At 61.0% G+C, this 26699-nt stretch carries 24 protein-coding genes; 21 read left to right on the top strand and 3 right to left on the bottom strand.

The annotated features are described in order from the left end of the window. The first annotated feature begins 22 nt into the window (after positions 1-22). Together KB449_RS18460 and KB449_RS18455 are read left to right on the top strand one after the other, a co-directional pair. A complete protein-coding gene (locus KB449_RS18460; RefSeq protein ID WP_282909775.1) occupies positions 23-448 on the top strand; it encodes a VOC family protein in 426 nt (141 codons plus the stop codon). Between the two features lie 52 nt (positions 449-500). Then, positions 501-893 (top strand): RrF2 family transcriptional regulator, encoded by a 393-nt coding sequence (locus KB449_RS18455; RefSeq protein WP_282909774.1) that lies wholly within the window; start codon positions 501-503, stop codon positions 891-893. 32 nt (positions 894-925) lie between these two features. On the opposite strand, the gene KB449_RS18450 is transcribed toward KB449_RS18455, so the two are convergent. Beyond that, the gene (locus KB449_RS18450; RefSeq protein WP_282909773.1) at positions 926-1063 is read right to left on the bottom strand and encodes a hypothetical protein; all 138 of its coding nucleotides are present in this window, start codon (positions 1061-1063) and stop codon (positions 926-928) included. 154 nt (positions 1064-1217) lie between these two features. Here KB449_RS18450 and KB449_RS18445 point away from each other — a divergent pair, with 154 nt between their 5' ends. Continuing rightward, positions 1218-2249: an ATP-binding cassette domain-containing protein gene (locus KB449_RS18445; protein WP_282909772.1), complete on the top strand. Its 1032-nt coding sequence runs from the start codon at positions 1218-1220 to the stop codon at positions 2247-2249. Further along, positions 2246-3058 carry an ABC transporter permease gene (locus KB449_RS18440; protein ID WP_282909771.1) on the top strand — a complete coding sequence of 271 codons (813 nt, stop codon included), beginning with the start codon at positions 2246-2248 and terminating at the stop codon, positions 3056-3058. Before KB449_RS18445 ends, KB449_RS18440 begins: the two co-directional genes overlap by 4 nt. Before the next feature lie 178 nt (positions 3059-3236). Here KB449_RS18440 and KB449_RS18435 read toward each other — a convergent pair whose 3' ends face one another. Together KB449_RS18435 and guaD are read right to left on the bottom strand one after the other, a co-directional pair. Continuing rightward, a complete protein-coding gene (locus tag KB449_RS18435) occupies positions 3237-4124 on the bottom strand; it encodes a fructose bisphosphate aldolase (protein WP_282909770.1) in 888 nt (295 codons plus the stop codon). Between the two features lie 358 nt (positions 4125-4482). Further along, complete coding sequence (guaD, locus tag KB449_RS18430) at positions 4483-5847, bottom strand: guanine deaminase (protein ID WP_282909769.1); 1365 nt, start codon at positions 5845-5847, stop codon at positions 4483-4485. Positions 5848-6006: 159 nt separating this feature from the next. Between guaD and KB449_RS18425 the strand changes: the two genes are divergently transcribed. The 17 genes from KB449_RS18425 to KB449_RS18345 all read left to right on the top strand — a co-directional run bounded on the left by KB449_RS18425 (position 6007) and on the right by KB449_RS18345 (position 26685). Further along, positions 6007-6543 (top strand): hypothetical protein, encoded by a 537-nt coding sequence (locus KB449_RS18425; protein WP_282909768.1) that lies wholly within the window; start codon positions 6007-6009, stop codon positions 6541-6543. 605 nt (positions 6544-7148) lie between these two features. Further along, on the top strand, positions 7149-7823 hold the full coding sequence (locus KB449_RS18420) for a sensor histidine kinase (RefSeq protein WP_282909767.1): 675 nt from the start codon (positions 7149-7151) through the stop codon (positions 7821-7823). Positions 7824-7847: 24 nt separating this feature from the next. Then, positions 7848-8519 carry a response regulator gene (locus KB449_RS18415; protein WP_282909766.1) on the top strand — a complete coding sequence of 224 codons (672 nt, stop codon included), beginning with the start codon at positions 7848-7850 and terminating at the stop codon, positions 8517-8519. A gap of 211 nt (positions 8520-8730) precedes the next feature. Then, on the top strand, positions 8731-9483 hold the full coding sequence (locus tag KB449_RS18410; protein ID WP_282909765.1) for a YveK family protein: 753 nt from the start codon (positions 8731-8733) through the stop codon (positions 9481-9483). Next, positions 9464-10108, top strand: coding sequence for a CpsD/CapB family tyrosine-protein kinase (locus KB449_RS18405; RefSeq protein ID WP_282909764.1), 645 nt, complete (start codon positions 9464-9466; stop codon positions 10106-10108). The genes KB449_RS18410 and KB449_RS18405 overlap by 20 nt, the downstream gene beginning before the upstream one ends. Before the next feature lie 425 nt (positions 10109-10533). Further along, positions 10534-11433, top strand: a complete 900-nt coding sequence (gene galU / locus KB449_RS18400; RefSeq protein WP_282909763.1) for a UTP--glucose-1-phosphate uridylyltransferase GalU — start codon at positions 10534-10536, stop codon at positions 11431-11433. Further along, positions 11417-12109: a sugar transferase gene (locus KB449_RS18395; RefSeq protein WP_282909762.1), complete on the top strand. Its 693-nt coding sequence runs from the start codon at positions 11417-11419 to the stop codon at positions 12107-12109. The genes galU and KB449_RS18395 overlap by 17 nt, the downstream gene beginning before the upstream one ends. Before the next feature lie 12 nt (positions 12110-12121). Beyond that, complete coding sequence (locus KB449_RS18390; protein WP_282909761.1) at positions 12122-13381, top strand: glycosyltransferase; 1260 nt, start codon at positions 12122-12124, stop codon at positions 13379-13381. Between the two features lie 56 nt (positions 13382-13437). Next, positions 13438-14718 carry an O-antigen ligase family protein gene (locus KB449_RS18385; RefSeq protein WP_282909760.1) on the top strand — a complete coding sequence of 427 codons (1281 nt, stop codon included), beginning with the start codon at positions 13438-13440 and terminating at the stop codon, positions 14716-14718. Then, entirely contained in the window at positions 14715-15938 is a 1224-nt protein-coding gene (locus KB449_RS18380) for a glycosyltransferase family 4 protein (RefSeq protein ID WP_282909759.1), read from the top strand. Before KB449_RS18385 ends, KB449_RS18380 begins: the two co-directional genes overlap by 4 nt. After that, positions 15939-16994: a glycosyltransferase gene (locus KB449_RS18375; RefSeq protein ID WP_282909758.1), complete on the top strand. Its 1056-nt coding sequence runs from the start codon at positions 15939-15941 to the stop codon at positions 16992-16994. It begins immediately after the preceding gene. Continuing rightward, positions 16991-17875, top strand: a complete 885-nt coding sequence (locus KB449_RS18370) for a glycosyltransferase (RefSeq protein WP_282909757.1) — start codon at positions 16991-16993, stop codon at positions 17873-17875. Before KB449_RS18375 ends, KB449_RS18370 begins: the two co-directional genes overlap by 4 nt. Continuing rightward, positions 17872-19236 carry a lipopolysaccharide biosynthesis protein gene (locus KB449_RS18365; RefSeq protein ID WP_282909756.1) on the top strand — a complete coding sequence of 455 codons (1365 nt, stop codon included), beginning with the start codon at positions 17872-17874 and terminating at the stop codon, positions 19234-19236. Before KB449_RS18370 ends, KB449_RS18365 begins: the two co-directional genes overlap by 4 nt. A gap of 737 nt (positions 19237-19973) precedes the next feature. Continuing rightward, positions 19974-20951 carry a polysaccharide pyruvyl transferase family protein gene (locus KB449_RS18360; RefSeq protein WP_282909755.1) on the top strand — a complete coding sequence of 326 codons (978 nt, stop codon included), beginning with the start codon at positions 19974-19976 and terminating at the stop codon, positions 20949-20951. Beyond that, a complete protein-coding gene (locus KB449_RS18355; RefSeq protein ID WP_282909754.1) occupies positions 20948-22378 on the top strand; it encodes a sugar phosphate nucleotidyltransferase in 1431 nt (476 codons plus the stop codon). Before KB449_RS18360 ends, KB449_RS18355 begins: the two co-directional genes overlap by 4 nt. Next, complete coding sequence (locus tag KB449_RS18350) at positions 22375-23715, top strand: UDP-glucose dehydrogenase family protein (protein ID WP_282909753.1); 1341 nt, start codon at positions 22375-22377, stop codon at positions 23713-23715. Before KB449_RS18355 ends, KB449_RS18350 begins: the two co-directional genes overlap by 4 nt. Positions 23716-23742: 27 nt before the next feature. Continuing rightward, positions 23743-26685: a chitobiase/beta-hexosaminidase C-terminal domain-containing protein gene (locus KB449_RS18345; protein ID WP_282909752.1), complete on the top strand. Its 2943-nt coding sequence runs from the start codon at positions 23743-23745 to the stop codon at positions 26683-26685. The last annotated feature ends 14 nt before the right edge of the window (positions 26686-26699 follow it).

The raw sequence follows: 26699 nt of genomic DNA, 5'->3' as shown, positions 1-26699 counted from the left end.
TCCACGATGGGAGGAATGAACGATGAAACCGCGCGTCACGGTACTGACTTTGGGCGTCGAAGACCTCGAGAGATCGCTTCTCTTTTACAGAGACGGGCTGGGTTTGCCTACGGAAGGCATCGTCGGAACGGAGTTCGAGCATGGCGCGGTCGCTTTTTTTGATTTGCAAGCGGGCTTGAAGCTCGCGATCTGGCGCCGCCGGGATCTCGCGCACGAGGCGAAGGTGGCCCAGACGCCGCCCAGTTCTACGGAAATGACGATCGGACATAACGTCGCGAGCAAGGAAGAGGTCGACCGCGTCATGGACCAGGCGAGACAGGCGGGGGCCGTCGTCACCGATCCCGCGCACGATACGTTCTGGGGGGGATATTCCGGACACTTCATGGACCCGGACGGTCATTTGTGGGAGATCGTATGGAATCCGGCTTGGGATACGGACTTGCTTTAGCGTCCAGCCGAGGCTATCATGGGCATACAAAGTCCATCATCGAGGTGTCCCAATGAAGTTTTCGCAGGCGACGGATTACGCGCTCCATGCCATGATGTTTCTGATGAGCCAGGCGCCGGACAAGCCCGTAGGGGTGCAGGTGCTTGCCGACAGACTCGGCGTTTCCCAGACGTATCTGTCCAAAATGCTGAGCAAGCTGGTCAAGGCGGGGCTGATCGGCTCCGTTTCCGGCGCGAACGGCGGTTACCGGCTTAAGGCCCATTACGAACGAATTTCTTTTCTGGACGTCATCCATGCGATCGAAGGGACGGCATCGATCTTCGAGTGCGGCCTGAGCCACGGCGAGGATTGCATGATCCAGAAGGTCGTCATGGCGGCCGAGCAGCAGATGGAGCAGTACCTGAGCGACAAAAAAATCATCGATGTCGCCAGACAGCTTACGTGACGACGAAAGAGGCCCGAGAGGCCTCTTTTTCGTTATTCCGCATCCTTTTTTTCGTAGGCGATCAATGTGACCGCATGCCCGCTGGCAGTCGTCAGTTCCTGCTCCAGCCGCTTCAGCTCGTCAAGCTGCTCATCCTCGAGCGTCGCAAACGCATATCCGGAATCGTCCATCGCCATGCCTCCTCGCTGTTGTTGCTCGCGCTCCTTATTATGGTCGAACCCGCTTGCGCTTATGAGCTTTTCAGCATCGGGGGAACGGTTCATATTCAATTCACATTCTCGCCTTAGTATCCATATTAATCATTTCAACAGAAGGAGAATGACGATGAACGCGATACATGCAAAGGATAAGGCGGCATACGTCGGCGAATGGGCCGTCGAAGCGTCGGGGCTCGTCAAAGCGTTCGGCAGCAATCGCGCGGTGGACGGCGTAAGCCTGAACGTGCGCGCAGGTTCGATCTACGGAGTGCTCGGTCCCAACGGCGCGGGCAAGACGACGACGATCCGGATGCTGGCGACGCTGCTTAAGCCCGATGGGGGCTCGGCGCGAATTTTCGGACACGATGTGACGAAGGAATCCCAGATCGTCAGGCAATTGATCGGGGTGACGGGCCAGTACGCCTCGGTCGACGAGTCGCTCAGCGCCACGGAAAATCTCATTATTTTCTCCAGGCTGCTCGGGCTTGGCCGTGCCGAGTCGAGGCGGAAAGCCGCCGAGCTGCTGGAGGAATTCGGCCTGACGGAGGCGGCCAAGCGGCCGCTGAAAAACTTCTCGGGCGGCATGCGGCGGCGACTGGACCTTGCCGCGAGCCTGATTGCGCAGCCGCCGCTCATCTTCCTGGATGAGCCGACGACGGGACTCGATCCGCGGACGCGGGCCCAGATGTGGGAGACGATCCGCAGGCTGGTGAAGACGGGCTCGACCGTCCTGCTCACGACGCAATATCTGGATGAAGCGGATCAGCTGGCCGACCGCATCGCGGTCATCGACCGCGGCATCGTCGTCGCCGAAGGCACCGTCGACGAGTTGAAGGCATCGGTCGGCACTTCATCGCTTCACCTAAGGGTGCAAGATCAACCAGCGATCGCGGAAGCGAGGCGAATCGTCGAGCGGGTGCTCCAGGTGACGTCCAGCGTGACGTCGGAGGCCGGCAAGATCACGGCGCCGATGGCGGACGCCGATCGCGTGACAGATCTGCTCGTCGCGCTGCGCGAGTCGGGCATCCGACTCTCCGAGATCAGCGTGCAGAAGCCGACGCTTGACGAAGTGTTCTTGACGATTACCGGCCATGGCGCGCAGGAAGAGCCTGCCCCGGATGCGCCAGCATCCCGCCGCAAACAGGAGGTTACGCTATGAAAAGCACGACTGCCGTCCATCCGGGCGCCCGGCTTAAAAACCGCACGAGCTTCGGCCAATCCGTCCGCCACTCGCTGACGATGGCGTACCGCGGCCTGCTCAAGATTCGGCGCACGCCCGAGCAGCTGTTCGACGTCACGCTGCAGCCGATCATTTTTACGCTCATGTTCACCTATATTTTCGGCGGGGCGATATCGGGCGATGTCATCAGCTATTTGCCCGTCATCATTCCGGGCATACTCGTGCAGACCGTCATCACGACCTCGATCGTCACCGGCGTGCAGCTGCGCGAGGACATGGACAAAGGCGTATTCGACCGCTTCAAGTCGCTGCCAATCGCGCGTATCGCGCCGCTCGCGGGGGCGCTGCTAGCCGATACGATCCGGTATACGATCGCCACGGTGCTCACTTTCGGCATGGGCTATCTGATGGGCTACCGCCCGGACGGCGGCCTCGGCCATGTCGCGATCGCCGCGCTGCTCGTCATCTTCTGCTCCTGGGCCATCAGCTGGATCTTCGCGTTCTTCGGCGTCATCGCCCGGACGGCTTCGAGCGTGCAAGGCATCTCGATGATCGTACTGTTCCCGCTCACCTTCCTCTCCAACGCCTTCGTGCCGACGAAAACGATGCCGAAGTGGCTGCAATGGTTCGCCGACATCAATCCGATCTCGCATCTGGTGACGGCCGTTCGCGACCTTGCGAATTCAGGCACCGTCGGCTGGGACCTTGGCATCTCGCTGATCGGCGCGGCCGTCATCGTCGCGATCTTCGCGCCGATCACGGTGCGGGCATACATGCGGCGGACGTAGGAGGGGGCGGGGAGTGTCGGAGGGAGACAGGGCGCCATCGTCTGCTGTAGAGAAGGCGATCGCTCAATTGCCCGCGTTCCAGCCCTCATTGTCGCGCCCCCGACGCCGGATTGCAGCTCCGCCGCACACTAATAACCCCGGGCTCTCGGAGCCCGGGGTCTTGACGATTCTTTTACACTTATTTAATAGAAGCTTCGTATATATTACGCACGGATTCGGACAACCTCTCGTTAAACGCCTCGTCCGACTGTCCGGCGCTGAGGCCTTCGGACAACGCGCGAGAGAAGCTCGCGATCAGGCCGTTGTTGCGTGCGAGACGCTCGTTCGCTTCGGCTTGCGAGTAACCGCCGGATAGCGCAACGACGCGCAGCACATGCGGCTCTTCGATCAGCTCGGCATAGAAATTGTCCTCCGTCGGAATGGACAGCTTGAGCATGACCTTGACGTCCGGTTCGAGCGCGGCGAGCTGCGAGAGGAGTTCGGCCTTGAGCAGCTTTTCCGATTCGGCCTTGTCAGCGCTGGCGATGTCCACCTCTGGCTCGATGATCGGCACGAGGCCAGCCGCCGCGATCTGCTTGCCGATGGCGAACTGCTGCTCCACGACCTGCCGGATTCCCGCCGGATTCGCTTCTTTAATGAGTGAGCGCATCTTGGTCCCGAAAATTCGTCTCTCGACGGCACGCGCGAGCAGCGCGTCGAGTCCGTCGATCGGCTTCAGCAGCTGAACGCCGTCCGCCAGCTCGGCAAGCCCCTTGTCCACCTTGAGGAAAGGCACGATTCCTTTCTTTTCCCACAAGTAATCCGCGGTCAGCAGGCCGTCGATCTCCCGGTCCATCGTATTCTCGAATAGAATAGCCCCGAGGATGTGCTGCGAATCGAACGCCGGGCTTTTGATGATGCGCGTTCTCATCTCGTGAACGACCGCATACATCGCTTCCTCGCCCGAATAGCTGTTCTCCGGTACTCCGTACTGCAGCAGCGCCTTCGGCGTACTCCCGCCGCTCTGATCCAGGGCCGCGACAAAGCCCTTTCCCGTGCGAATCCGTTCCAGTTGTTCCGCGTTCATCGATGTTGCTCCTTCCCGAAAATAAAATATCGTGAGCGAATGGAAGCCTTGTCCATCTCATCATAACATTTTTGCCTCGGTTGCATAAGCGGGGAAATCCGCAGCAGCCAATGTGCGGAGCCTGAGTTGTCGTGCTATTTAATGTCGTACTATTTAATATAGAAGAAACACGTTCGGGCTGGGCAGTTCGCAGCGGTCAGACGACCTCTGCGAACTGCTTTTTTTCCGAGAAGGCAACCTTTTTCGTCCATCCGTTTCATCCGTTTCATGCGTTTAGCCACCTTCCGGCAAAATGGGATGTCGCCAACGCGCCGAACAAAGAAGCCATCGCCTCCACAATGGAAGGCAATGGCTGCGATCATGCGCGCGAATGGACTTTTTCGCCCTGCACCCATACCTCCCGAATGTGCTCCGGACGCACGAGGTACAAGATCTTCTGGAAAATCTCGTGCAGCGGCTCATCCTCGCCGAATACGGGCAGCCTTGCCCCGGCGAGCGCGATGTCGACGACCTGCGCGTCCCAGGCGTAGCCCTCCGCCAACCGGCCGATCGGCAAGCTCAACGCTTCGCCGCCGCCGGCCGTCGCGAGGTAGAAGGCTTCGTCGATTGTGATCCGGGATGCCGGCACGCCGCGCGCGTCTGCGGGGAGAGCCGGATTCACGCCGTCCTCCAGCATTCTGGAGGAGATGACAGCCTGCCGGGCGTTGTCGTACAAGCTCGGCGAGTAGCCGCCCGAGACGTCGGAGCCGAGGCCGATCTCCACGCCTTTCTCCATCCAGCGGGCGATCGGGATGACGCTGTTCGCGAAGTAGGCGTTGGAGATCGGGCAGTGCCCGATCGCCGTTCCCGTCCGGGCGAAGAGAGCCGCGTCGTCTTCGTCGAGGAAGTTGCAGTGCGCCATGACGGACTTGTCGCCGAGCAGCCCGAAGTCGCGCAGCGCGACGGCGTCGCGTTTGCCCAGCCGCTCCTGCACGTAACCGTGCGCCCAGTCGCTCTCGCTGCAATGAGACTGCACATGCGTGTCGTGCTTCGCGGCGAGCGCGCCCAGTCCTGCTAACGCCTCGTCCGTGCAGCTCGGAATGAACCTTGGCGTCACGACGGGATATACGCCTTGCTTGACGCCTTTCGCCAGCGCCTTGACGGCAACGATAAACGCCTCGGTGTCGGCCAGCGCCGCCGCGGCATCTGCATCGCGGTAGTACGCGGAATTTTGCGCCGGATCGTCCATGACGACTTTGCCGACCAGACCGCGCTGTCCCTTCTTCGCGCAGATCTCGGCCAGCAGCAGGCTGGCTTCCTTGTGTATCGTGGCAAAATAAAGAGCGGTCGTCGTGCCGTTCGCGAGCAGAGCGGCGACAAGATCGCCGTATACTTCGGCCGCGAAGCTCAGATCCGCGAACTTGGACTCCAGCGGAAACGTATAGGTGTGCAGCCAATCGTAAAGCGGCACGTCGAGCGCCGTGCCGGACTGCGCCCACTGCGGCGCATGCACGTGCAGGTCGACGAAGCCGGGCAGCAAATACTGCCCTGGCGCGAGCTTCCGATAGCGGTCGGTATCCGCGTATTCGCTTCGAACAGCCTCGTAATCCGGCGCATCCGGCGCGATCGTCCTCGCGATGACGCCGTCAGCATTGACGCAGAACAGATGGTCCTTTAAAATGTCGATTGCTTTGGGGGAGCGGGCGGTAAACGCCGTTCCTTGAAACACGCGGGAGTAAGTCATCTGTCGTTCGTCTCCTTGCCATTTTACATTTGAATTTTTATCATTATAGGGAATCTGAATCGGTAAGTCCATGCGGCGCCGACAAGGTTGTGCGCGCGACCGATAGAAGGCGATCCGTTAGGCCATGCTAGCCAATGACACAGCAAGGGAGGAACGAAGATGACCCCGATTGCAGGTCAGGTGCCTTTCGGCTACGAGCCGCCGGCCAAGCGGGATAAAGGCACGCTGATCTACTACGATTCGTTCGAGGAGACGTCGGACGAAATGCTCGGCATCGCCGCCGAGACCGCCAAGGCGCGTTCGTTTGCAAGGTTCGTGCTCTATCCGATTCACGAGGAGACGGCGAGGCGAATGTCCAAGACCCCGGTAAGCGCCTATTACAAGCGGGAAAAGAGGCTGGCTGAGTGGGCGCGGGAACGCGAATCGAGCGAGCCTGTACCCGAGATCGACCGCTGGGAAGGCAAAAGAAAGAAGTATACGCCTATGGAGGCTGCGCTGCGCCACTTGACGGAAACGCTGCCAGGGCCGCATTTCGTCTACATGACCCCGGCTACGGCGAACCTTTTCGCTTCCTATGATGTATTTGACGGCTGGATTACGAAGCTGCGGCTTGTGCTGTCGGCTGTCCCTGCCGATCCGGCGCCTAAACTCGTACAATATCGCACTCGTTGGAGTCTGGCATGGGAGGACGAATAGCTCACGTCGGGTCCGAATGACGAAAACGATTACATTTTGTCTAACAAAAGCCCTTTCCATTCGTGGATAAGGGCTTTCTTCAATGGTACGCATTGACGCATGTATGCGTTTGCTTTTTCTCATGATTCTCATTCAAAGCCGCGCCACGCTTCAATTTGACGCTGCCGTTCCGTATGAGAATATCTTTATAAAAACGCTTTATCATAGAATTCATACAAATTATGGATTTAAATTAAAAAATTCTCCTGAAGCCGTTCGTACGGAAAAGTGGGTCTAAAGAACCAAAATCTTGATATCAAGACATGCAGCCTTGCAAATTATGTCATTCGCAAATTCGACTTGGAGTCCGCACTATGGCATACGTCCGGCGATGAAAGATTGGGTAATTATGGATCGAAAAGCATCCGTACGCACCCTTGGTCATGACCGAAGGCACATCAAACCTTATCTAACTACCCAGTCAATAATCGGTACTCCCGTAGCATGGGCATGTCAATTTCGGCAAGGTATGTTGAAAATGAACGTCGATGCCTAGAAGTGAGGGACCCTGACGAAAAGATTTGAAATTTCTCATTATCATACATGACGGGAAAGGCGATGATTGGATGGCCATGCAGAGCAAGGTGGAACCGTACTTACTGTTCGAGGAACGCAACCGGATCGCAGAAGAGCTCCACGATCGCATTTGCCCGCATCTATTCGGCATCACCTACGCGGTACATTCCGCGGAGCACGATTGGGAAGAAATGACGAGCGCGCAGCATCTGGCGCTGCTGCGCGACATTCAAGAGGCTGCGGCGGAAGCGACGCGGGAGCTGCGCAAGACGATATACGACCTGAGCGTATCCGACCATGGGGGCGCTTCGTGGCTCGGCGGCGTGGAGTCGCTGCTCGCGAGCCAGGCGAAGCTGAGCGGCGTTCGGATCCGGTTCAGGCCGCCCGCGCCCGACCGGCGTCTTAGCGTTCACCATCAGAAGGCGCTGTACCGGATCATTGCGGAGGCGATCTCCAATGCGATCCGTCATGGCGAATGCACCGCCATCGACATCAAGCTGACGCTTCGGCCGTGTTCGGCCACGCTCCGGATCTCGGACAACGGCAAAGGGTTCGACGTCGGCGGCGTGCTGCAGCGGGAGGAAACTTCGGGCTTCGGGCTGAGTAATATGAAGACGCTCGCCGCCGCGCTGGGCGGCAGCCTGCAGATCGACAGCGATGAAGGGGGCGGCACGCGTATCGTTGCGCGCCTGCCGCTGTCCGACGTGCGCGAAGAGAAGAACTAAAACAAGCTTTAAGGAAGTGATGACATGAAAATCGTAATCGTTGACGATCATCCGCTCGTCCGCAAGGGACTGAGAGCCGTCCTGTCGGGTGAAGAAGGCATCGAGATCGCGGGCGAGGCGGAAACCGTATTAGGCGCGCTTTCGGTCGTGGAAACTACGAATCCCGATCTTGTCATATTGGACATCCGGCTCGGCGCCGATTCCGGCTACGACCTCGTTCGTTCGCTGCGGGGTCTGCACTGCCGGTTTATGATGCTGACCTCTTCGGCTTCGGAGGCCGACATTCGCCGAGCCAAGGAATGCGGGGCGGACGGCTATGTATTGAAGGATGCGGCGCCGGACGAGCTTCTGCTCGCCATCAAGATGATCGGCCGCGGGCGCAAGTACTTCGACCAGAGTCTGCTCGGCACGCTGCTGCGCAAGGAATCGGAGGATCCGCTGGAGAAGCTCACCCCGAAGGAGCGGGAGGTACTGGTCGCGCTCGGGGAAGGCTTGTCCAATGGCGCAGTGGCCAAGAAGCTGGTCATCAGCGAGTTCACGGTCAAGAAGCACGTGAGCCGCATTTTTCAAAAGTTGAACCTGACCGACCGGACCCAGGCGGCCCTGTTCGCGCAGTCGCAGGGGATCGGCGACTTCGCGCCGCCGGATATCCGCACGGAGAGCGGCTTCGCGCTTCCGAATGGTACTAAAGTATAATATCCATACCTACCGACGCGGCACGATGATGGCTTCCGAAGAAGAAGCAAAATCATCCTGCCGCGTAATAGTTTTGAAAGTCGCGGCCGATTTACAATAAAAACAGGACGAGGCAGGGGAGGCCAAAACGAAAACGAATATCGGAAATCAAGTCAGAAAATTCTGATATTTATTTCATTTTCAAAAGAAATCAGCATCGGAGTGAAGCGTTTTGGAAATTCAACGATATTGGAGCGTAATCAGGAAAAGGCTATGGCTGATCGCCTTAATTACGATCGTCTTGTGTACGGCGGTCGGATATTATACGACGCAACAGAGACCGACTTATCAGGCAGCCGCCAAGCTGATGGTGTATCAAAGCGAAGCCCCCGGCAATACGTCCTCAGCGCCCGACGCCGGCGCGATCAACTCCAACATTTTGCTGATCAAAACCTTCAAGCAGCTGATCCTCACGCCTCGAATTTTGGAAAAGGTCGCCGCGGCTTATCCCGATCTCCATACATCGGCAGGCGAGCTCGCAGGTAAAATCGGCATTTCGTCCGTGAGCGAGACCCAGATCATGACCGTGATCGCGAGGGACGGCTCGTACGCCAGAGCCGCCAACATGGCGAACGCCGTGTCCAAGGTGTTCCAATCCGAGATTCGCACGCTCATGAATCTGAACAATGTCTCCGTCCTTAACTGGGCCGACCCGGAAGCGCGCGGAGGGTCGATCACTTCAAGTCCCGTCAAGAACGTAGCGATCGCGTTCGTGCTGTCGATCCTGATGGGGATTGCGCTGGCCTTTCTGCTGGAGCATATGGACGATTCGGTCAAGACGGAACAAGAGGTGCGCGCCAAGCTGGGACTGCCGCTGCTGGCCGACATACCGCGGATTCGCAATCGGGACTTGATCGGACCCGACGATTCGGAACGAACGACGATGGGAGCGAGGGGGAAGCCGAATGTCACGCTGGATGCGTAAACGTGGATTGATCGCGGCGCAAAATCCGAAATCGGCGGCCGCCGATACGTACCGCAGGTTAAAGACAGGCATCGAATGGTCGGTCCGGGACGAGGGCATGAAGACGATCGCCATCGCATCCGCCGAGCCGGGGGAAGGCAAGAGCACGACGTCCTCCAACATCGCGGTCGCCTATGCCAAAGCCGGCCGGCGCGTACTGCTGCTGGATACGGATCTTCGGTCGCCCGTGCAGCATCAAATCTTCGATCTGCCGAACGACGCGGGTCTGAGCACGGCGTTGGCCGGCAAAGGCGAACTGGACCAGGTCGCTCGCCGCACGGCATACCCGAATCTGCAAGTGGTATGCGCGGGGCCGATGCCGCCGAATCCCTCCGAGCTGCTTGATTCGGAGGCGATGAGCGCCATGCTCGAGACTGCCAAAGCGCGCTTCGATATCGTCATCGTCGACACGACGTCGATGGCTGCCGCGTCGGACGCGATGATCGTCGCCGACAAGTGCGACGGCGCCGTCCTCGTCATCCGCAAGGGCAAGACGAAGATGGATGCGGTGCTGAAGGCGAAGGAGACGCTCTCGTCCGGACGGGTCCGGGTCGTAGGCGCGGTATTTAACCGCCGGGGGCGCTAGGAAGCTTCGATCGAACGACGCGCGTTCCAAGGAAATGTCTCCTGCTCCTTTATCACTGGAGGCACTCGGCCATGCTGTGGGTCAGCGGACCTTAGACGTTTATCGTCAGGGGTGTGGCGTGAGGATGGGTTCAATGCCCTGAAATGTGTTATTTAGAATGGGCAGCTTGGCTTCTGGCGGGCGTAGTTGCTATAAAGCAGCTATTTTACGACCGGAAGCCAAGTCTGGTCCAAATAAATGTTAAAAGGCATTTAATTAAAGCATCGTGCAGCCAAATGGGCGCAAAAGGCTAGGTTAACTGCTTTCTGGACGCTATTTCATTTTGAATAGCCCACGAATCCGAATTAAATGCTTTTTAACACTTATTCCCGGAACAGCGCTTCGAATAGAAAATCTAAAGAGAAATACGGATGGGGTGAGAGCGTATGAAAAAAGTGAGAAAAGCGATTATTCCTGCGGCTGGTCTTGGCACGCGCTTCCTGCCTGCCACGAAGGCAATGCCCAAGGAAATGCTGCCGATCGTCGACAAACCGACCATACAGTACATCGTAGAAGAAGCGATCGAATCCGGAATCGAAGATATTATCGTCGTAACGGGCAAAGGAAAACGGGCGATCGAGGATCACTTCGACATCGCCTTCGAGCTGGAGCACACGCTGGAGGAGAAGGGCAAGCTCGATATTTTGAGCAAGGTTCGCAAATCGTCCAACGTCGAGATCCACTACATCCGGCAAAAGGAAGCGAAAGGCCTCGGACATGCCGTGTGGTGCGCACGCAACTTTATCGGCAACGAGCCGTTCGCGGTACTGCTGGGCGACGATATCGTACAATCGGACACGCCGTGCACGCGGCAGCTGATCGAGCAGTACGAGCAAACAGGCAAGTCGGTCATCGGCGTGCAGGCGGTCGGTACCGACCAGACGAACCGTTACGGTATCCTCGATCCGATCGAGCGGCGCGGTCGTCTGTACCAGGTGCGGCGTTTTGTAGAAAAGCCGCCGATCGGACAGGCGCCTTCCAACCTGGCCATTATGGGACGCTACGTGCTGTCGCCGGAGATTTTCGAATTTCTCGGCAAACACGAGGTTGGCGCGGGCGGCGAGATTCAGCTGACCGATGCGATCCAGCGGCTCAACGAAGCGCAAGGCGTTCATGCCTACGACTTTGAAGGCATGCGTTACGACGTCGGCGAGAAGCTCGGCTTTATTCTGACGACAATCGATTTTGCATTGCGCGACGAGGAGCTCAGGTACCGCCTGATGGACGGGCTCGAGTCGCTAATCTTGCGCGAGAAAGTGGGGGATAGTCATGGCTCTGCGGTATGACATGGAGCTGGTCGCCCGCCTGACCGATTTCGAACGCAAGCGGATCGCGGCCCAGAATGACGGCAAGCTGGCTATGTATACGACGGTGAAGCGCGGCATGGACGTCGCGGGCGCTTTGGTGGCGCTGGCGCTGTTCAGCCCGATCTTCGCGGTGACGGCGACGCTCATCAAGCTGGAAAGCCCGAAGGCGCCGGTCTTTTTTCAACAGACGCGCATCGGCAAAAACGGACGCAAGTTCAAGATGTACAAGTTCCGCTCCATGGTGCCCGACGCCGAGCAGAAGCTCGCTGCGCTGCTGGCCCAAAACGAGATCAAAGGCGCGATGTTCAAGCTTAAGGACGACCCGCGGATTACTCGGATCGGCCGTTTCATCCGCAAGACGAGCATCGACGAACTTCCGCAGCTCGTGAACGTGCTCAAAGGCGAGATGTCGCTCGTCGGCCCCCGGCCGCCGTTGCAAAGAGAGGTGGAAGAGTACTCGGATTACGACAAGCTTCGGCTCTCCGTAAGCGGAGGCTGCACGGGACTGTGGCAAGTGACCGGACGCAGCAATCTCAGCTTCGAGCAGATGGTCGAGCTGGACCTGGAATACATTCGCAAACGGAGCATTCGGGGGGATCTGAAGATCATTTTCCGGACCTTCAAGCTGCTGCTTGGGGCCAAAGACGCTTTTTAAGGGTGGCGACAAATGAACAAGATTTTGTTTATTACGAATCGGCTGCCTTTTCCCGGCACGGACGGCCGCAAAAACATGCTGCTGCAATACGTTCGGCACATGAAAGAGATATACCCCGGCAGCGAAATCGTCAATCTTTCGTTCGTGGACGATCCCAAATATTTATCGCAGCGACCGCCGGAGATCGGCAGGCTGGAGACGCTCGCGCCGCCGGGCAAGCTTGAGAAGCTGTACAACATCGTCGTCCATTCGCTGATCAGGCGCAAGTGGCCGCTCCAGGTATCGGTATACTACAGCCGCAAGACGCATCGCAAGATCCGGGACTTCGTCCGCGAAGAGGAACCGGACTTCGTGCTCTACGATATGGTGCGGGTGGCCGAATATCTGGCGCCGGGCCGGGGCCGCAAGGTGCTGAGCTACGACGATCTCTTATCACTGCGCTACCGCCGCCAGCTCGACTGGTTCCAGTACATTCCGTCCGTGCTCGGCGGGTTCTCGGACAAGCTGCCGAGCAGCCTGAAGAAGTTCGCGGACCTGAAGTTCGTCCAGAAGTGGCTCATCGCCTTTGAGAGCAAAATGCTGGGCAAGTATGAAAAGCAAGTGGCCCCGCGTTTCGACCATCTGATCTTCACCTCCCCGGCCGAAGCGCAAAACTTCAGGAAAACGACGCGTCACGAGTCCTGCCACGGCGTCCCGATGAAGGTCGAGCCCGACGTGCGGATGCAGGCGAGAGGCTCCCGGCTTTACGACAAAAACAAGGTCGTATTCGTCGGAAAAATGGACATTCCCCACAACAGCTCGGCGGCCGTGTACTTTTGCGAGCGCGTCTGGGCTCGAATCAAGCAGAGCAACCCGGCGGCGGTCTTCTACATCGTCGGCAAAAATCCGACGGCCGAAGTACTGCGCCTGCAGCGCGACCATCCCGGCGTCATCGTCACGGGCGAGGTGGACGACGTCAAGCGGATCGTCGGCGATTCCGCCCTTATGATCGCGCCGCTGTTGTTCGGCACCGGGATCAAGACGAAGATTCTCGAGGCGATGTCCTGGGGTGTACCGGTCGTGACCAATGCGATCGGCAGCGAAGGCTTGGACGCGAACAACGGCGAGGACCTGTTCGTATGCGAATCGGAAGACGAGATGGTACGCAGCGTACTGCTGCTGATGGGCGACAGCGAGATCAACGACAGCATATCGGGCAATTCGATCCGTTACGTGAGCCGCCGGTTCAGCGGGTCCGCGACCCGCAAAAACATGGAGCTGATCCTATCCTAGCGCGGGATCGCGGCGAGCCGATCGATCTCGTCCGCGCTTCGGTCGTCGCGCTGTTTTTGTTCTCGCTGGCGGTCATCACGTATGACAGCTTGCCATACTTCGCCTTCTCGGTTTATCGCCCGCTGGCGATGTTTCCGATGTTCGCCGCCTCGCTCCTGCTGTTGTTCACGGACTTCAAGTTCCGTCCCGGAGATGTGCCGCTGCTAATCTTCGCCGTGTACAGCGTCGGGCATTCGCTGATCGCGTCGGTCGGCGGGGACATGGGCGCGAGCCTCAAGCACGCCGTGACGCTGATGTTCGGCATCTCGATGTACAGGGTGTCCTTGTATATCGCCGAGCAGGCCAAAAACGATCCGGCGCTTCGCCGGCAGATTGCCGTCTACCTGCTCGTCGGCTTTGTGCCGCCGCTCGCGGCAGGCATGCTGCAGCTCGCGGACGCTTACTTGATTCGCAGCGGCTTTTCCGGCGCGCTGACCGGCTTGTTCTCCGAAAAGGTGTACAAGGGACGGATCCAGCTGCTGTCTGGCGAGCCGTCCTGGGGCGGCATTCACCTGCTGACGGGCGGCCTGCTGCTGCTGTATCTGTTCAAGGAAGGCTACCGGAAAATTACGATTGCCCCGCTCATCGGCTGCGCCGTGCTGCTGGTGCTTTCGTTTTCGGCTTACGCCTACAGCGTGCTGCTGATTGCGCTTCTCGTCTATGTGCTCATCGCTAACAAGTACCGGTTCCGCATGCTGCTCGCGCTCGGCGCCATCGGACTCGTCGTTGTCGTCGGGGTTCCGTTTCTGCTCGAGACGCTCAAGGTCAGCGGTTATTTCACGGACCGGTTCCAATTCGACTTTCCGCATCTGCTGCGGTCGGACAATTCATTTTTTATCCGCGTCATTTTCCCGGCGATCGGCTTTATGGAGTTTTGGCATCATCCGATTTTCGGCGTCGGGGGCGGATATTATTACCGCGAGTTCGCGGAGCTGCTGCGCGGACACTTCGATTACGGCATGAAGTTCACCGAGGTCGCCAATCTCGTGAACGACCATCCGGAGATGGCCACCTCGCGCAATATGTGGTCCAAGCTGTTTGCCGAGGAAGGACTTCTCGGCGCTCTGCTGTTCCTCGGGTTCATGACGGCCGCACTTCGCAGCTCGCGCCGCCATCCATACGCCCAGTTCGCGTTCGCGTTATGCGTTTCGCTCGTTATGAATTTCGATTCCTACTCCTTCGTGAACTTCTGGCTGCTGATCGGATGGATCCGGGGCGGGTTTTTTGAAGGACGGCCGGACGCCCGGGCGGCAGAATGGGATACGCAGAACGATAGGGAGTTGAGACGTACCGCATGAAAATCGTAATCGTCAACAGCTTGTATACGCCTCATATCATCGGAGGGGCGGAGATATCGACGCAAATTCTGGCGGAGACGCTCGCGTCCGTCGCCGACGTTCACGTGCTGACGCTCGGCGGGCACGGACGCGCGGAAGGCGTCCGGGAAGAGCGGATCGGCGGCGTCACCGTGCACCGGATGCCCCACGGCAGCCTGTATTGGATCGGCGATTCCAAACGCCGGGGCGTCCTGATGCGGACCGCCCGCAGGCTGACCGATCTTTACAATCCGCGGATGAACGAAGCGGTGCGGGAACGGCTGGCCGCCATCAAGCCGGATCTGATCCATACGCAAAACCTGTCCGGGTTCGGCGCCGGCATCTGGACGGCGGCCGCCGGCCTGAACGTGCCGATCGTTCATACGCTTCGCGACTATTCGCTGCTGTCGCCGGTCAGCTCGCCGATCAAAAATCCGCTGCTGGCGAGGATGTACGCGATGACGACAAGCGGGTACAGCCGGCATGTGTCGGCGGTCGTAGGCATCTCGTCGCACATTCTGAAACGGCATACGGGCGCGGGACTGTTCCCAGCCGCGGCGCCCAAGGTCATTCCGAACGCGGTGGAGGGCGGCATCGCCGCCAGCGAAAAGGACTTCGACAGACGTCCGCTCCGCATCGGTTACTTCGGACGGATCGAACCGGAGAAGGGCGTGCGCGAGTTGATCGAAGCGGCGATGTCGCTGCCGCCGGACGTCGTCGAGCGCATCGTCGTCTGCGGCGAAGGCAGCCTGCGGGCGAAGCTCGCCGACGATTGCCGCGAGGACGCGCGCTTCGTGTTCCCGGGCAAGGTGAAGCCTGCGGAGGCGCGCCGCTTGATGGGCGAGGCCGACGTCAGCTTCGTTCCTTCGGTGTGGGAGGAGCCGTTCGGCCGGGTCATCATCGAGTCGTACCAGGTCGGTACGCCGGTGTACGCAACCGATGTGGGCGGCATACCGGACGCGGTGTACGATCCCGAGGAATTTCTGTTCCCGCCGGGCAGCGCCGCGGCGATCCGGGCCAAGATTTTGTCGTACCACTCGCTTCCGGGCGAGGAGAAGCGGCGCATCCAGGCGGCGTGCCTCAAGCACTGCCGCGGCTTCACGCAGGCCGCGCTGCTTGACCGGCATCTCGACCTGTACGATCAAACGCTGGCCGGCAGCGAATATACCCCGGTCAAGACCGCAGTCGGGCAGGTGCATTAGATGAGCGAGCCGACCGTTTACATGTGGCCCAAGACGAATCCGCACAACAAATACACGGACCTGCTCGCAAGGTCGCTCGAGCGGCGCGGCCTGCGCGTCGAGCATTACGCCAAGGGCTCGCAGTTCAAGCCGCGCCGGGGCGATATCGTCCATATCCACTGGCCGAGCTATACGTACCAGGCTTCCGTTTTTCCGCTGACCGTCGTCAAGTCGCTGTTTTTTATTTTTTTGCTGTACTGGTACAAATTCCTCGGGGTGCGGCTGTTCTGGACGATTCACAACATCTGGCCGCACAAGGGCAAGTCGCGCTGGGACTTTTTCGTCCGCAAGCGGCTGCTCGGCCTGTGCGACGCCGCGTTCGTCCTGAGCGAATCGTCGAAGCGCGAAGCGGCCGAGGTGTTCGGCGTCCCGGAGGACAAGATCGTCGTCACGCCGCACGGCCATTATGACGATGCCTATCCGAGCCGCGGCATCGATATGCGCGCCAGATTCGGCATCCCGAAGGACCGGTTCCTGTATCTGTTCGTCGGCAGGATCAACCGGTACAAAGGCGTCGAACAGCTCGTGTCGGCTTACCGGTCGCTCGCAGCGCCGGATGCCGCCCTGCTGATCGCGGGACAAGCGGACACGGGCTACGACCTCGGCTTCATCGGCGAGGGCAAGGCGGGGGATGAAGCGGGAGCGATCAAGCTTCACTCGTCGTTCGTGGACGACGGCGAGCTGGCCGACTATCTGCTAGCGGCCGACGCGGTCGTGCTGCCATACCGGCAGATCACGACGAGCGGGAGCGCCATCCTGGCGCTGACCTTCGGCAAGCCCGTCGTGGCGCCGCGGCTCGGCTCGCTCGGCGAGTACGTGTCCGAAGGCTGCGGCGTCCTGTACGATCCGGACGACAAGGACGGACTGCGCAAAGCGCTGCTAGACGTGATGAACATGGACCGGCATAAGACGGAGCAGCGGATCGCGGACAAGCTCAGGGAGCTCGACTGGGACCGCATCGCGGACCGGATGCTCGCGGTCTACGCCGGCCGGATACCGCAAGAGGTGAACGCATGAAAGCAACGGTAGCGATATGCACGCACAACCGGGCCGCGGATCTGCGGGAGGCGCTGCTCAGCCTGCTGAAGCAGCGGTTCGACGCCTTCGAGGCGATCGTCGTCGACAACGGCTCGACCGATTCTACGGCGCAGACCGTGGAGGAAATCGAGCGGATGGTCAGCTTCCCGGTCCGCTATATCTATGAGGCGCGGCTCGGCCTCTCCGTCGCCCGCAATCGGGCGATCCGCGAATCGCAGGGCGAGTACGTGCTGTTCCTGGACGACGACGCGGTCGCGTCCGAGGATTGGATCGCCGGCATCGTGGCCCTGTTCGAGCGGGATGCCCGCATCGGCGTCGTGGGCGGCAGAATAGATCCGGCCTGGGAGGGCGAAGCGCCCGCCTGGCTCGCGCCCGAGAACCGAACGCTCTATACGATCCTCGACTATTCGGAAGACATCGTGGAGATGAAGCGGCCGCATATTCCGTTCGGCGCCAATGTGGCTTTCAGGCGCTCGGCACTCGATATGGCGGCACTGTTCCGCGAGGACCTCGGACGCGTCGGAAGCAACCTGCTCTCGAGCGAGGAGGGGGAGTTGATCGACCGCATCCGCACCCGGTATTCGGTCTACTATACGCCGCACGCATCGGTGCTGCATAAAATTCCGCGCAGCCGCATCAGCCGCAAGTGGCTGCTCAGGCGAATCTATTGGCAGGGCGTCAGCAGCGCGGTCAGCTCGGAGCGCAAGATGCGCGTGTTCGCAAGATCGGTCGTGAAGCTGCCGATCATCGTGCTGCTCTCGCTGCCGGTGCTGTACGACAGGCGGCGTGTATTCCGCAACGTCAGCCGGATCGCCTATAACAACGGGCAGATCAGCGGCGTGCTGGGCACGTACGAATGAAGAGGCTAAGCCGCCTCTGGAGCGGCGGAGGGGCGCTCACGGCGATCATGAAGACGAGCGCCGCCAACCTGATCATCGTACTGCTCGGCACCGTCACTTCGATCGTGACGGCGCGCATGTTCGGCGTAGCGGGCAAGGGCGAGTTTTCGGCGATCCTCTTCTGGTCGACCTTGCTGGCCGGCGTCCTCAGCTTCGGACTGCCGACGTCGCTGATCTTCAACCGGCGGACGCATCCTACGCACGGACCGGCCTACATCAGAGCCGGATTTCTATTCCAGCTGCCGGTATGCGTGATCGCAGGCACGGTCGCCTGGATGTGCATGCCCGCCTGGCTCGGCAACTACGGCGACCATATCGTAGCCATCGCGCGGTGGTACACCGTGCTCACGCTGCCGCTGCTGCTCATGGTCAACCTGCTGTCGGCGCTCGCGCAGAGCATGGAGAACTTCGGATTGTACAACGGCATTCGGCTGTACGTGCCGCTCAGCAATCTGATCGGACTTCTCGCCCTGTGGGTCTGCGGGTACTTAAGCCAGTTTTCCTCGGCGCTCATGTTTCTCGTCACGAGCCTGGGCGTCGTCTGCTGGGCGCTGTTCCGGCTGAGACGGGAGCTGGCGGTGGGCTGGTTCGGGAAAAAGGACACCGCGTCCGCAAGCGCCGCCAAATCCGCCGAGCGCGGCCCGATCAAGTCGCTGTTCGGCTACGGCAGCAGAGTGTACGGCGTCGAACTGCTCGGCACGCTTTACACGCAGTGCGACAAGCTGATCATCCTGTCGCTGCTCGCGCCCCGGGAATTCGGACTATACACGGTCGTGTACACGCTGTCCCGCGTGTTCAACATCGTCCAGACGGCTATCTCGGGCGTCGTCTTCCCGAAGGTGACGGGACTCTCGCAGGAGGAGGTCGTCGCCAAGGTCAGCCGGGCGTTCCGGCTTTCCTTCCCGCTCATGCTCGCGGCGCTCGTGCCCGGCATTATCGTCGGACGCTGGCTGCTGGGCCTGCTCTACGGCGAGCCGTTCCTGGCGGCGGACACGGCTTTCTATCTGCTGTCCCTGGAATGCGTCGTCGGCGGCGGCTCCTGGATCCTCGCTTCCTCCTTCAACGCGATGGGGCGGCCGGGCCTCGTGGTCACCAGACAGGCAATCGCGCTGGCGCTGACGGTCGGTCTGTGTTTCTTGCTCGCTCCGGCCTACGGGCTCAACGGCATTGCGACGGCTATGCTGATCGGCGCCTTCAGCCGGATCGTCATCTCGGTCGCGGCCATGAAGATCGTGTTCAAGGCGCCCGTATCGGGCGTGCTTTTCGATAAAGAGGACTGGCGCTTCCTGGCCGGACGCCTGTCAAGGGCCGCGCAGTCTTGACCGGGGCTTAGTGGCGGGCGGGTGCCCGAGGAGCTTAGCGGCACGCGGTGCCGTTATCGCCCGGGAGGGCGGGTGCCCGAGGAGCTTAGCGGCACGCGGTGCCGCTATTGCCCGCAGCTGGCGGGTGCCCGAGGTTCTTAGCGGCACGCGGTGCCGTTATCGCCCGCGGCGGGCGGATGCCCGAGGTTCTTAGCGGCACGCGGTGCCGTTATCGCCCGGGAGGGCGGGTGCCCGAGGAGCTTAGCGGCACGCGGTGCCGTTATCGCCCGGGAGGGCGGGTGCCCGAGGAGCTTAGCGGCACGCGGTGTCGCTATTGCCCGCAGCTGGCGGGTGCCCGAGGTTCTTAGCGGCACGCGGTGCCGTTATTGCACGCGGCGGGCGGGTGCCCGAGGGGCTTAGCGGCACGCGGTGCCGTTATTGCACGCTGCGGGCAGTGCCCGAGGGGCTTAGCGGCATGCGGTGCCGTTATTGCCCGCGGCGGGCGGGTGCCCCGAGGCTTAGCGGCACGTGGTGCCGTTATTGCACGCGGCGTGCGGATGCCCCGGGGCTTAGCGGCACGCGGTGCCGTTATTGCACGCGGCGGACGAGTTCCCCGGAGCTTAGCGGCACGCGGTGCCGTTATTGCTCCCCGTTCCCGCGCCTCCTAAACCGCCGAAGCAAAAAGAAGGCTCCCGTTTCTGACGGGGGAACGCATTTCATAGGAACAAGAAAGATATAAGCGCGAAGGAGACAAACGGATGGAGATCGCGACCTTATCGGCTCACCCGATGGATGAGCTCAAAAATCGGCTGAGAATCATACTGAACGTTATACCGCCCGGCTCGAACATCTATTATATCGACTATCCCGTTTATTCCAATGGCGGGGACCTGCTCATTATGAAAGGAACGGAAGCCTTCTTTCGTGAAAACGGCATCCGGGTGCGTGCGCGATACAGCGCGTTCGACTTCCCCGACGGACTGAGCGTGCCGAAGGACCATATTCTCGTCCTGCAGGGCGGCGGCAACTTCGGCGATCTGTACCCCGTGCACCAGAAGCTGCGCGAGCGGGTCGTCGCCGGCTATCCGAAAAACCGGGTCGTCATCCTGCCGCAGACGATTCACTACAAGGACGTGCGCGAGTTCGACCGGACCGCCGATATCCTGAACCGCCACAAGGACGTGCATCTGTTCGTGCGCGACACGCTGTCGCTGGAGATGGCGAAGGACAAGTTCAAGCGCTGCGGCGTCTACCTGTCCCCGGACATGGCGCATCAGCTGTGGCCGATCCGCGGAGGCGGCGAGCCGGCGCGGGAGCTGCTTCGCTTCATGCGTACCGATATCGAGAAGACGGCCGGACAGGACGGGCTAGCCCTCGAAGGCGCGGGCGACGATCTCGACTGGTCGACGCTCTACAGCCGTACGGAGCATCGGTCGATCCGCGCGATCGGCAAGGTGATGCGCATCTCCAAGGGTAAACTGCCCGTCGGGAAGTTCTGGATCAGGTACTCGGACCGGCTCGTGAGCAAGGCGGTCGAGCGGTTCGCGCAGTACCGCACCGTGCAGACGTCGAGGCTTCACGGCCATATCCTGTCCTGCCTGATGGACAAGCCGAACGTCCTGTACGACAACGCGTACGGCAAAAACGGCCGCTACTATCGCTGTTGGACTCAGAGCATCGCTTCGGCCAAGCTGGCGGCGGAGCCGACGAACTTGCAGAGTGGAGGGATGGCATGAAAATCGTGCTCTTGTCCGGCGGATCGGGCAAGCGGCTCTGGCCGCTGTCGAACGATTCCCGCTCGAAGCAGTTTCTCAAGGTGCTTAAGGATCCGTCCGGCAAGCCCGAATCGATGATCCAGCGGGTATGGCGGCAGCTGGGGGACGCGGGACTGCAGGACCATGCCTATGTGGCGACGGGCAAGTCCCAGGTCGAGATTTTGTACGGCCAGCTCGGCAGCGACGTCAGGCTGATCGCCGAGCCTTCGCGCAGGGATACCTTCCCGGCGATCGCGCTCGCGGCGACGCACTTGTACGCGATGGAAGGCGTGAGCCTCTCCGAAACGGTTGTCGTCATGCCGGTCGACCCTTACGTCGACGGCCGGTTTTTCGCGGAACTCGCGAAGCTCGAACGGGCGCTGGACGCGTCCGGCGCGGATCTGGCGCTCGTCGGCGTGCAGCCGACGTACCCATCCGAAAAGTACGGGTACATCCTGCCCGGATCGAGCGCCGTAGGTGAGGACGGGAGCGTCGGCACGGCTGCCGGCGCGCATGAAGGCGGCCAAGCGCCGTTCATGACCGTACGCGGTTTCCGCGAGAAACCGGCAAAAGCCGAGGCCGAGGCGATGATCTCGGACGGCGCGCTGTGGAACTGCGGCGTGTTCGCATTCAAGCTCGATTTTCTGATCAATATCCTCATTGCCCACGAGCTGCCGATTCAGCATGAGGAGATGGCGAGACGCTACGACACGCTGCCTCAGATCAGCTTCGACTACGAGGTCGTCGAGAAGGCGAACCGGATCGCAGCCGTTCGCTACGATGGCGACTGGAAGGACCTGGGCACCTGGAACACGCTCACCGAGGAGATCGCCGAGCCGCTCACCGGCAAGGGCACGATCTCGTCGCAGACGCGGGGCGCGCACGTCATTAACGAGCTGGACGTTCCGATCGCGGTGCTCGGCTTGTCCGACGTCATCGTGGCCGCGAGCCCGGACGGCATCCTCGTCGCGGATAAGGCGCTGAGCCCGATGGTGAAGGACCTGCTTAAGTCCGCGGATCAGCGTCCGATGTACGAAGAGCGGCGCTGGGGCAGATACCGCGTGCTGGACTACGCGGTCTATCCGGACGGACGCGAGGTGCTGACCAAACGGATCACGATCGCGGCGGGACGCAACCTCAGCTATCAGTACCACAGCCTGCGGGACGAAGTATGGACCGTCATGGCGGGCAGCGGCACCTTCGTCTTGAACGGGCGGATCTCGCCGCTGGCTGCCGGGGACGTCATTCGGATTCCCAAGGAGAGCATGCACAGCGTGCGTGCGGAGCAGGATCTCGAGATCATCGAGGTTCAAACCGGAACGCTCCTGATCGAGGAGGATATCGTCAGGCTGGAGATGGTCTGGGGAGAAATCATGGAACTATGCGAGACACAGGAGGGATCCATTTGAAAATCGCGGTAATCGGCACCGGCTACGTCGGACTCGTATCGGGGATCTGCTACGCCGAGCTCGGACATGCGGTCGTCTGCGTCGACAAGGATCCGTATAAGATCGCCACGCTCCAAAGCGGAGGCATCCCGATCTATGAGCCGGGACTCGAGGAGCTGTCGCGCAAAGGCGTCGCGGCCGGCAAACTGCGCTACACGCACGATCTGGCGGAGGCGGTGCGCGGCGCCGATCTCGTCATTATCGCGGTCGGCACGCCGCCGCTGCCGAGCGGTCAGGCCGATCTGTCTTATATCGACGGCGCGGCTGCCGAGATCGCGGACGCGCTCACCGGCTATGCGATCGTCGCCGTCAAGAGCACCGTCCCCGTCGGCACGAACGAGCGGGTGCGCGATCTGATCCGCGCGAGGACCGCCGTGCCTTTCGACAGCGTATCGCTGCCGGAGTTCCTGCGCGAAGGCTCGGCCGTGCGCGACACGCTCGAGCCGGACCGGGTCGTCATCGGCGCCGACTCGCCTGCAGCCGCCGAGCGGATCGCCGAGCTTCACCGGCCGCTGACCGGGCAGGTCATGGTGACCGACATCCGCAGCGCGGAGATGCTCAAGTACGCCTCGAACGCGTTTCTGGCAACCAAGATCTCCTTTATTAACGAGATCGCCAATATATGCGAGAAGGTCGGCGCGGACGTGGCGGAGGTCGCCGCGGGCATGGGGCTCGACCGGCGGATCGGCACCGCGTTCCTGAACGCGGGCATCGGCTACGGCGGCTCCTGCTTCCCGAAGGATACGCGGGCGCTCATCCAGATCGCCGGCCACGTCGAGTACGAGTTCAAGCTGCTGCGGTCGGTCGTGGAAGTCAATCAAGACCAGCGCATGCGCATCGTCCGCAAGCTCGAGACGATCTTCGGCGGCGAGCTGCGGGGCAAGACGGTCGCCGTATGGGGGCTGTCCTTCAAGCCGAACACGGACGACGTGCGCGAATCTCCGGCGCTCGAGATCATCCGGCATCTGGTCGACAGCGGCGTCGTCGTGCGGGCGTACGATCCGATCGCGACGCCGAGCTTCCGCGGTCTGTTCGGCGACGGCGGCGTCGTCTGGTGCGAAAGCGCGCTCGAAGCCGCGCGGGGCGCCGACGCCCTGTGCCTGCTCACTGAGTGGGAGGAGTTCGCCAGGACCGACCTGCACAGCTTGCAGGAGACGATGCGACGGCCGATCCTCATCGACGGACGCAACGTGTTCAAGGAAACGGATCTTGCCGGAACGGCATTTGTCTATTACTCGATCGGCCGCCCCAGCCTGAATCAGGGCGTCAGAGAAGAGATGCCGATCCTCCAGTATTAATAGCAAGGTCAAAGGAGCTTCGTCATCATGAAAAGAAAAGCGATCTGGCTCCTGGCTTACGGCATGCTCGTCGTCGTGCTTCCCGCGCACTCGCACGGGGACAGCCCCGGCAGCTACGAGATCGAGGTCGACGACCTTGCCGATTGGGAGCGGACGTACGGGCATTCCGACACGCTGGCGCTGCGAACGGTCGCGGCCAGCGGACAGGACGCCACCCGCGTCGCGCCGAGCGGAGAGGCGGGCGAGGCGCTCGTCTACAAGACCCAAGGCGGCCTGCGATCGTTCGCGGTTCAAACGTACGGCGGCAAGCCGGGCGCCGGCGATGGCGGCGGACTGCAATTCCTGATCTCGGCAGACGGCAAGTCGTATCGGAGCGTGACGCCGGACATTCACGAGGAGCCGGGGAAGTCGCCGACCGTAACCTATGCGTCGCGGGGCTTTCCCGTCGGCACGAAGTTTTTGAAAATCGTGTTCGAGGGCGGCGGCGCGGACGCTTCGCCGGAGATCGGCGAGGTCGTTCTGAACGACGATGCGGGCACCGGCGCCGCTGCCAGCAAGCCTTCGGGAGCCGTCTTGTACGGCAGCATGGTCCTGCTCAGTCCGCAGGAGGAAGGCGAAGCCGTCTATTACACGACGGACGGCAGCGACCCGCGGACTTCGAAGACGCGTTTGCTGTACGGGGCGCCGATCGCGATCGCAAGCGAGACAGTGCTGAAGGCGACGTCGGCGGACCCGGCAAGCGGGCCGGCAAAGGAGTCAAGCGGCGTATCGACTTACGCGTATACACCCTATCCGCTTGCCGCGCCGCCCGAGGGCATCGACGACAAGCTGGACGACTTCGGTCTGACCGCCGTCCGCGCGAACGTCTACACGGCGACCGACAATCCCGCCTACTACGGCGGCGACGGCCGCAGAGCGGTCCGCGCCACGACAGGGGCGGGCGTGATCCTTTACAAGACCGAATACGACATGACTTCCTTTTCGGTCAGCAGCTATTATTTTGCCGGGCTCCCGCTTAGCAAGCTGAAGTTCTACGCCTCCTCCGACGACGTGACGTACAACGAGGTCCCGGCGCTTGCGTACCCGTCCGGCAATCCGGTTAAAAACTGGCAGCCGTACGCCTACGAGAACATGGCGCTGCCGGAAGGCACGCGCTACCTGAAAATCGAGATGACGGGCAAGAGCAAAGCCTGGACCCCGCAAGTGTCGAGCGTGGCGATCAACCTGAATACGGCTTCCGCGTCGCTGGCGACGACGAAGACGAAGGGCGGGATACTCGCGACGCTTGCGACGGAGACCGACGGGGCGCGTCTTTACTATCGGCTGAACGACGGCAACGACTTCCTGCCGTATACGGCGCCGATCGCGCTGCACGGGTACGTCAGGCTGGAAGCGTACGCGGTAAAGGAGGGGCTGCTGCCGAGCCCCGTCCGCAGCTACGCGATCAACGCTAGCGACGAGGTGCAGCTCGACCGGTTCGGCCAGATGGAGGACGCGAGCTTCGCGGGCAAGGTGACGTCCGAGTCGCAATTAGCGGCGGACGCGAAGGCGGACAAGGCATACTACGACAGCCTCCAGGCGCCGGCGGGACGCGACGATTACGGCGGGCTGGCCGGCAGCAAGGACAAGTACGGCTTCAAGGCGACCGGCTACTTCGCGATCCAGCGGCTGAACGGACGCCCGGTCATGACGACGCCGTCCGGCAATCTGTACTTCAGTCTCGCAGTCAACGGCGTGACGGCCAACGAGACGTATTCGCTCGTTAAAGGCAGGGAGACGCTGTACGAGTCGGTGCCGCCTTATGCCGGAGAGTACAAGCCGGCCTGGCTCGGGACGGACAGCTTCTCGTACTACGTCGCCAACAAGTACCGCAAGTCCGGCGTGTTCCCGACGGAGCACGACATTTATATGGAAGCGATCGGACGGCTGGAAAAGTGGGGCTTCAACGGCATCGGCGGCTTCTCGCCGGAGAAGTACGGCGAAGAGGGGCTGTTCCCCTACATGCGTATGCTGCCGCTCGATTCCATGAGCTGGGCGAAGATCGACGGCCTGAAGTTCTTCGACATTTACGCGCCGGGCGCGGAGACGAAGCTCGACCAGGCGTTCGCCCAGGCCGTCGCGCCGTACAAGGACGACCCAATGCTCGTCGGCTACTTCATCGGCAACGAGTACGATTTTCACAAGTTCTATCAGGTCGTGCCGGGGCTGAAGGCAAGCAAGGCGGCGATAAAAGGCCGTCTCGTCCAGCGTCTCGCGTCCAAATACGGAACGATCGGCGCGTTCAACAAAGCGTGGGGGACGGACTTCGCCTCGTTCGACAGCCTGAAGGAAGCGAAGCTGCCGGTCGACACGAAGACGGCCTGGAGCGATATGAACGGGCTGTTCGCGGAATATCTCGACCGGTTCTACGGCACCGTCGCCAAGCTGTTCCGCAAGTACGATTCGCATCATCTGCTGCTCGGCGACCGGTGGACCGTAACGGCGTTCCGCGACGCGAAGCTGCGCGGGATGCTTGCCGCCGCAGAAGGCAAGTACGTAGACGTCATCAGCCTTAATTACTACTCTCACAAGGTCGAGACAGAGCTGCTCGACGACCTGTACGCGAAGGCTGGCAAACCGATCATGATGAGCGAGTTCGGCTACGGCACGTCGGAGCAGGGACTCGCGCAGCTCATTCAAAACGCGGCATCGAATCAGGCCCAACGCGGCATCCGTTACCGCAACTACGTGGAGGGCGTCGCATCGCTGAGGTATGTCGTCGGGGCCAACGTGTTCAACTACGTGGACCAGGCGGGCCTGGGCCGTCACTGGCAGGGCCAGTGGGGCGAGCATTATAATTCGGGCCTCGTCAATGTCGCGGACCGGCCCTACAAGGACTATCTGACGGCCGCGAAGGCGACGAACGACGACATCTACCGGATCATGCTCGGTCAGCGGCCGAAGTATTTCTACGATTTCAACAAGAAGTGAAGGAGGCGCCCCGG

The sequence above is a fragment of the Cohnella hashimotonis genome, assembly GCF_030014955.1.
In the GTDB taxonomy this organism is placed as follows: domain Bacteria; phylum Bacillota; class Bacilli; order Paenibacillales; family Paenibacillaceae; genus Cohnella; species Cohnella hashimotonis.
The sequence above is the reverse complement of the archived record's forward strand: the minus strand, read 5'-3'. Positions and strand labels throughout refer to the sequence as shown.